Below are 7,027 nucleotides of genomic sequence, written 5' to 3' on the forward strand. Positions count from 1 at the left end.
TTTATTTATATAATTATTACAAAAATAAGTTTTATTTTCAAGAAAATTATGATATAATCTTTATTTTAAAATTTATTTAAAGAAAGGTGGTGAGGGTCGTGCCAGGAATCAAGGTACATCCTAATGAGTCTTTTGATGAAGCGTATAGAAAATTCAAAAAGCAAGTAGATAGAAATCTAGTTGTTACTGAAGTTCGCGCTAGAAGATTTTTTGAGCCTATGACTGAAATTCGCAAAAAACAAAAAATTTCAGCACGCAAAAAAATGCTTAAAAGACTTTATATGCTTAGACGCTACGAGTCAAGACTCTAATACCAAAAAGCCGAGAAATCGGCTTTCTTCGTTAAAATATTTATGTTTTTTTGGATTATAATTATTCATTTTTTCGGACTTATTTTACCAGGACCTGATTTCTTCTTAGTAAGTTCATATGCATTAAGAGAAGGGGTTAAAAGTGCTTTAAAGGCAAGCTTGGGAGTAAGTTTAGCTGTTAGTATATGGATTATACTTTCTATACTCGGATTAAATGTCGTTTTTCATAAATTCCCATTTTTACAAATTATACTATCAAGTTTTGGAGCATTTTATCTTTTGTATTTATCTTTTAAGATTTACAAGAATACAAAAAATGACAAAATTAAAGTTCAAAAAACTTATATATCTGCATTTTTAAGTGGAATGATTACAAATTTATCTAATCCTAAAGCAATTTTTTATTTCGCCAGTGTTTTTGCAAGTTTTGATTTTACACAAATGCGATGGATGCTGATAGTCTTGATATTTGTTTTGATTTTAGAAACTATAATTTATTTTTCTTTGATTTCTTTATTATTTTCTAAACCATTTATGGTAAGAATTTATCAAAAGAATTTAAAACTTATTGATTATCTAAGTGCTTTTATATTTTTTGCTTTTGCTGTGTTTATTTTAAGTAGCAATTTAATGACTATGATAAACTAAAACAATTAATTTTTATTAATACTTTTTTTGTTAAAATCTTATTAAGTTAAATTTATAAATTTTTATAGGAAAGATTATGAAACACATTAAAACTATACTCAAACTTAGTATGATAAGTGGTATTGCTGCAATTAGTGCAGGTGCTTTAAGTGCATGTAGTAATAATACAAATGATTCTAGCAATAACGCTTTAAGTCAAGCGGCAAATACTCAAGGGGCCTTTGTTATTATTGAAGAAACCGCTCCAAATCAATACAAAATCAAAGATCAATTTCCAAGTGATGAAACTAGGGTGGTCTTAAAACAACTTGATGGAACTGAAAGGGTTTTAAGCAAAGAAGAAATGGATAAATTAATCCAAGAAGAAGCCGCTAAAATAGACAATGGTACTTCAAATTTAACAAATCCAAACAATGCTCAAATGAGTAGCGGTGGGCTTTCTTTAGGTGAGACATTGCTTGCGAGTGCAGCTGGAGCTATTTTGGGAAGTTGGATAGGTTCAAAGCTTTTTAACAATCAAAATTTTGCAAATCAACAAAGAGGAGCATTTTCAAATCAAAGTGCTTATCAAAGAAGTGTAAATAGCTTTAATAAAGCAAGTACAAGTGCTACTTCAGGATCAAATGCAAAAAAATCAGGCTTTTTTGGTGGTGGCTCTAAAGCTACTTCAAGTTCTACAAATTCTTTTGGCTCTTAAAAGGTGAAAAAATGAATTTTTTAAAAGTAAATCCTTTAGAAAAATCTTATTTAGAGCAAATAGGTTTTTCATGGCATACGGATAATGATGGAAGTGATTATTTAGATTCTAATTTAGTTTGTGTAAGGGAAGATGAAGCAAATGCATACTACGAAGCAGTTAATGAGCTTTATGATATGTTTGTAGCTGCTGCACAAGAAGTGATTGATAATGATCGTTTTGACGAGCTTGGAATTCCTTTTAATTTGGTTGATGCGATTAAGATGAGTTGGGAAAATGATGTACATTGGCATTTATATGGTAGGTTTGACTTAGCAGGTGGGCTTGATGGTAAGCCTATAAAACTAATAGAATTTAATGCTGATACTCCAACATCTTTATTTGAAAGTGCTATTTTGCAATGGGCTATTTTAAAGCAAAACAACCTAGATGAAAGCTCGCAATTTAATAATATATATGAAGCTTTAAGAGATAATTTTAAAAGACTTATAACCTTAGAAGAAGATGTAAGTGAATTTGAAAAATATTATGAAGGTTGGAAAATATTGTTTTCTTCAATTGCAGGTAGTGATGAGGATATGATTACAACAAAACTTTTAGCACACATTGCTAGTGAAGCTGGTTTTGAGAGTGAATTTTCTTATATTGATGAGGTAGAATTTTCACCCGAAGGAATTTTTAAAAATGATGTAAATTTTGAGTATTTTTTCAAACTCATTCCTTGGGAAAGTATAGCTATAGAAGAGGGTGAACTTGCTATGCTCTTAACTCAAATTATGCAAAATCAAAAAGCAATTATTTTAAATCCTGCTTATACTTTACTTTTTCAAAGCAAGGGCATAATGAAAATTTTATGGGAGCTTTATCCAAATCATCCTTTATTACTTGAAACAAGCGATGAGCCTTTAGTGGGTAAAAAATGTGTTAAAAAGCCTGTTTTTGGTAGAGAAGGAGCAAATGTTTCTATTATAGAGGCTAATGGAGATATAAGTTTTGAAACAAGTGGAGATTATCAAAACAATCGTTTTGTGTATCAAGAATTTGCTGAGTTTAATCAAAATGAAAATGATTATTATCAAGCAGGAGTTTTCTTTGCTTATGAGGGTTGTGGTTTAGGTTTTAGAAAAGGTGGTTTGGTGCTTGATAATTATTCTAAATTTGTAGGGCACATTGTTAAAGGATAAAAAATGAAAATAGTATGTTTAGATGCTGCTACTTTAGGTGGAGCTGATTTAACAGCTTTTGAAAGTATTGGGGAATTTATAAGTTATGAACTTACATCTAAAGATGAGGTTATCTCAAGAATATCTGATGCACAAGTTGTGATGATAAATAAAGTCATCATTGATCAAGAAGTTATAGATAACACCAATTTAAAGCTCATTTTGCAGCTTGGCACAGGGGTAAATAATATAGATGTAGCTTATGCAAATTCTAAAGGTATAATAGTAAAAAATGCAGCTGGGTATTCTACCAAAAGTGTTTTAAGTCATACATTTGCTTTGCTTTTTGCTTTTTTAAATCAAATCCCATATTATGATGGATGGACCAAACAAGGGCTTTGGGTAAAAAGCCCAATATTCACTGATTTTAGTAGAACTTTACATACTCTAACAGGAAAAAAACATGGTATTATAGGGCTTGGAGTTATAGGTAAAGAGGTAGCTAAGGCTTCGCAAATATTTGGAGCAAATGTTTGTTATTATTCTACCTCAGGGGTTAATAATGATGATACATATGAGAAAGTAAGCCTTGAAGAGCTTTTAAAAACTTCTGATGTGATAAGTATCCATGCACCTTTAAATGAAAAAACAAAAAATTTATTAAGCAAGAAAGAATTAATGCTTTTAAAAGATGAGGCCATTTTAATTAATGTAGGTCGTGGTGGGATTATTAATGAAGTAGATTTAGCTCAAATTATGGATGAAAAAAATATTAGAGTAGGGCTTGATGTACTTGAAGTAGAACCTATGGTTGAAAATCATCCTTTGCTTAATATAAAAAATAAAGAAAATTTAATTATCACTCCACATGTTGCATGGGCTAGTGAAGAATCCATACAAAATTTAGTCCAAATCGTATTTAATAATCTTAAGGAGTTTATAGAAAATGGCAAATGAACATAGTTTTGACATTAGTGGGGAAATTGACAAACAAGAGCTAAAAAATGCTTTAGAGCAAGCTAAAAAAGAGCTTGATAGCAGATATGATTTAAAAGGCATTAAAAGTGAAATAGAGCTAAATGAAAAAGAAAGTATTTATAAGCTTACTTGTTCAAGTGAAGCAAAAATTGAAGTGCTAAAAGATATTGTTATTTCAAAACTTATCAAAAGAGGGATTAACCCTAATGGTATTAAAGAGTTAAACAGGGAGAGTGGAGCAAATTTTAGATTGAATTTAAAAGTTAATGACGCCATTGATGCTGATAGTGCTAAGAAGATTAATAAAGCTATAAAAGATAGTAAGCTAAAGGTAACTTCAAGTATTAGAGGCAATGAAATTCGCGTAGTTGGTAAGCAAATTGATGATTTACAAAGCGTGATGAAAATAGTAAAAGAGTTAAATTTAGAACTTAATCTTAGTTTTAAAAACCTTAAATGATAAAGTCACTTCAAATAATTTTTTTGTGTTTTTTGTGCGTTTTTTTAAGCTCTTGTGCTTTAAAAAGCAAAACGCAATCACAAAGTGCTTATATTGTTTTAAAAACCCCTCAATTTAGATTTGCTGATTATGGCTTTTTATATGAGGGAAAAAATTTTACAAGTTTAGAACTTTATAGTGTCTCTAAGGCTTTACTTGAGTTAAAAATCATGGATAAAATTTGCATTAATGGTGTATGTTATGCAAAAACTTTTTTTAATAAAAGATTTTTTAATAATGAATATTATGATGATTTTTTGCAAGATTTAATTTACAAAAAACCTATTTTTTATGGGAAAAATAAGCAAATCACTTCTTGTGGTTTTACTCAAAATATTATAAGCAAAAATTATGATATTTTTTATGAGGTTTGTGATAAAAATATGAGTTTTAGTGACAAAAAATCTAAAATTAAATTTAGCATAAAATCAATATAAAGGAAAATATGAAAGATTTAAAACTTTTTCTTAATGATACTTTTAAAAGCAATATTTATAAAAACTTACAATGCAGTGAAGATGAAATTTTAATTTTAAAGCATTTGTGTAAAAATTATTTACAAGCAAATGTAAGCATTAATGCCTATAATCTTCTTAGTGAAGTTTTTAAAAATGATGAATATGAGTATTTAGATCATTTAAAAGATCTTAAAAATCTTATAGAAAAAGGTTTTATTATTCAAATTTTTTCTGATTTTAAATCGAGTAAAAACTCAAGTTTATTTTTAAATTTGTTACAATGCGAGTTAAGTTTAAGTGAGGTTTTTTTACAAATTTTAGAAAATAAAACTATACAAGATTTTATGCAAGATCAAATTTATGAAGATCATATTGCATATTTAAAAGATGAATTTTTTAAAATCGAGCTATATCAAAGATTGCGTTTTTTTGCTAAAAGCTCTCAAAGTAAGAATATTAAAAAAGATATAGCTATATTTGAAGCATATATTAAAGAGCGTTTAAAAAAGAGTAAAATTTCTAATGTTTTGGCAGATATTTTTAAAGAGTATGCTTTAAACGATAAAGAATGTTTGATATTTATTAGTTTATTAAAAGAAGAGTATTTGCTAAATACTGAAAATTCTTATAGTAGAGATTTTAATTTTTTACTTCATTTAATTAGCGAAGATGATGTTCAAAAACAAGAAAACAAAGTCTTACTAGAAGAAGATTCTAAGCTACTTAGTTCAAATCTTTTAGAATATGATGAATTTGTTAATTCTTTGGGTGATATAACTAAGATTTTTTATTTAAGTGATGATATTTTACAAAGAATTATTAATTTTAAAGAACCAAAGAAGAATAAAAAAATTAAACTTCAAAATTTAGTTAAAGAACAAGATATTTTTGAGCTAATTGAGCCAAATATTAATATAGATGATGTTATTATGCCCCAAAGCACTAAAGATCTATTGGAAAGTATATTAAAACAACAAGATAAAAAGGTTTTGGAAAGATTAAATAAATGGGGTATAAAAACAAATAAAAACATAGAAGCTAAGATAATTTTCTATGGTCCTGCTGGCACGGGTAAGACTATGAGTGCGCTAAGTATGGCAAAAGCTATGAAAAAATCTATTTTGAGTTTTGATTGTTCTAAAATTTTAAGCAAATATGTGGGCGAGAGTGAGCAAAATGTAAGAAAAATTTTTGATACTTATAAAGAGCTTTGTCAAACAAGCAAACAAAGTCCTATTTTGCTTTTAAATGAAGCTGATCAATTTTTAAGTACTAGGGTAGAAAGTAGTGGCGGTGCTGATAAAATGCACAATCAAATGCAAAATATTTTTCTAGAACAAATTGAGCGTTTTAGCGGAGTTATCATAGCTACGACTAATTTTTTAGAAAGTTTAGATGTGGCTTTTTCAAGAAGATTTGAGTATAAAATAGAATTTAAAAAGCCAAATTACGAACAACGCTTGATGATATGGCAAAAAGCTATACCTAAAAATGCTAAATTTGATGATAATTTTGATTTAAAAAACCTTGCTTTGTATGATCTAAGTGGAGCTCAAATTGCTATGGTAGTTAAAAATACAGCTTTGAAAGCAGCTATTTCTAAGGACGGTGTTTTTAAAATGAGTGATTTTTTACATACAATAGAAAAAGAAATAGAATCTTCATTTGATAAAAATAAAATAGTTGGTTTTAAAAATTAAATTCACATAAATTTCACAAGCAGTTAATATCATTTTTTACTTTTATTTAAAGGAGAAAAAATGAAAATAAAATTAATGTTAGCTAGTTTAGTTTGTGCAAGTTCTATGTTTGCAGATATGGTTGTAAGTCCAAATGCTCTACCTCAAAAAGCTCAAGAGTTTTTAAACACTCATTTTAAAGGTGTAAATATAGGTTATGTAAAACAAGATGTAGATTCTTATGAAGTAAATTTAGTTGATGGGACTGAAATTGACTTTATCATCAATGGAGACTGGAAAGAAGTTGATGGTAAATACAAAGGCATTCCAACAGGATTTATCCCAAAAGAAATTATTGCAAAAGTACAAGCAGTACAACCAAATGCAGCTATTGTAGAAGTAGATAAAAAAATAAATGGCTATAAATTTAGAACAAACAATATGATGGAAATTTATACAGATTTTAAAGGTAATATTTTAGGCCAAAAATTCGACGATTAATAATCACCAACCCCAGCTTAGCAATTAACACTTAAAATCTTATATCACTCAAACTAAACCCATTAAGGGTTTAGTTTAATTATTTAAAACTTC

9 protein-coding genes are annotated in these 7,027 nt (G+C 28.0%); all 9 read left to right on the forward strand.

Going from position 1 to position 7,027, the window contains the following annotated elements; genetic code table 11:
- Positions 1-98: 98 nt before the first annotated feature.
- The gene (gene rpsU, locus L8W56_RS01915) at positions 99-311 is read left to right on the forward strand and encodes a 30S ribosomal protein S21 (protein WP_002780697.1); all 213 of its coding nucleotides are present in this window, start codon (positions 99-101) and stop codon (positions 309-311) included.
- A 42-nt stretch (positions 312-353) separates the two neighbouring features.
- The gene (locus L8W56_RS01920) at positions 354-959 is read left to right on the forward strand and encodes a LysE family transporter (protein WP_263659242.1); all 606 of its coding nucleotides are present in this window, start codon (positions 354-356) and stop codon (positions 957-959) included.
- Positions 960-1,035: 76 nt separating this feature from the next.
- Positions 1,036-1,656 (forward strand): UPF0323 family lipoprotein, encoded by a 621-nt coding sequence (locus L8W56_RS01925; RefSeq protein ID WP_133319062.1) that lies wholly within the window; start codon positions 1,036-1,038, stop codon positions 1,654-1,656.
- An 11-nt stretch (positions 1,657-1,667) separates the two neighbouring features.
- A complete protein-coding gene (locus L8W56_RS01930) occupies positions 1,668-2,840 on the forward strand; it encodes a glutathionylspermidine synthase family protein (RefSeq protein ID WP_258107722.1) in 1,173 nt (390 codons plus the stop codon).
- A gap of 3 nt (positions 2,841-2,843) precedes the next feature.
- Complete coding sequence (locus L8W56_RS01935; protein ID WP_263659243.1) at positions 2,844-3,776, forward strand: D-2-hydroxyacid dehydrogenase; 933 nt, start codon at positions 2,844-2,846, stop codon at positions 3,774-3,776.
- Positions 3,766-4,257 carry a YajQ family cyclic di-GMP-binding protein gene (locus L8W56_RS01940; protein ID WP_133319059.1) on the forward strand — a complete coding sequence of 164 codons (492 nt, stop codon included), beginning with the start codon at positions 3,766-3,768 and terminating at the stop codon, positions 4,255-4,257. The genes L8W56_RS01935 and L8W56_RS01940 overlap by 11 nt, the downstream gene beginning before the upstream one ends.
- Before the next feature lie 23 nt (positions 4,258-4,280).
- Positions 4,281-4,733 (forward strand): hypothetical protein, encoded by a 453-nt coding sequence (locus L8W56_RS01945; RefSeq protein ID WP_263659244.1) that lies wholly within the window; start codon positions 4,281-4,283, stop codon positions 4,731-4,733.
- 8 nt (positions 4,734-4,741) lie between these two features.
- The gene (locus L8W56_RS01950; RefSeq protein ID WP_263659245.1) at positions 4,742-6,454 is read left to right on the forward strand and encodes an ATP-binding protein; all 1,713 of its coding nucleotides are present in this window, start codon (positions 4,742-4,744) and stop codon (positions 6,452-6,454) included.
- 60 nt (positions 6,455-6,514) lie between these two features.
- Positions 6,515-6,934 (forward strand): PepSY-like domain-containing protein, encoded by a 420-nt coding sequence (locus L8W56_RS01955; RefSeq protein ID WP_263659246.1) that lies wholly within the window; start codon positions 6,515-6,517, stop codon positions 6,932-6,934.
- Positions 6,935-7,027 lie beyond the last annotated feature (93 nt).

It is taken from the genome of Campylobacter sp. IFREMER_LSEM_CL1085 (assembly GCF_025772235.1).
Classification (GTDB): Bacteria; Campylobacterota; Campylobacteria; order Campylobacterales; family Campylobacteraceae; genus Campylobacter_D; species Campylobacter_D lari_D.

Coding starts and splice junctions, on each gene's coding strand:
- L8W56_RS01920 (WP_263659242.1), top strand. CDS start 354: ATGTTTTTTTGGATTATAATTATTCATTTTTTCGGACTTATTTTACCA.
- L8W56_RS01925 (WP_133319062.1), top strand. CDS start 1,036: ATGAAACACATTAAAACTATACTCAAACTTAGTATGATAAGTGGTATT.
- L8W56_RS01930 (WP_258107722.1), top strand. CDS start 1,668: ATGAATTTTTTAAAAGTAAATCCTTTAGAAAAATCTTATTTAGAGCAA.
- L8W56_RS01935 (WP_263659243.1), top strand. CDS start 2,844: ATGAAAATAGTATGTTTAGATGCTGCTACTTTAGGTGGAGCTGATTTA.
- L8W56_RS01940 (WP_133319059.1), top strand. CDS start 3,766: ATGGCAAATGAACATAGTTTTGACATTAGTGGGGAAATTGACAAACAA.
- L8W56_RS01950 (WP_263659245.1), top strand. CDS start 4,742: ATGAAAGATTTAAAACTTTTTCTTAATGATACTTTTAAAAGCAATATT.
- L8W56_RS01955 (WP_263659246.1), top strand. CDS start 6,515: ATGAAAATAAAATTAATGTTAGCTAGTTTAGTTTGTGCAAGTTCTATG.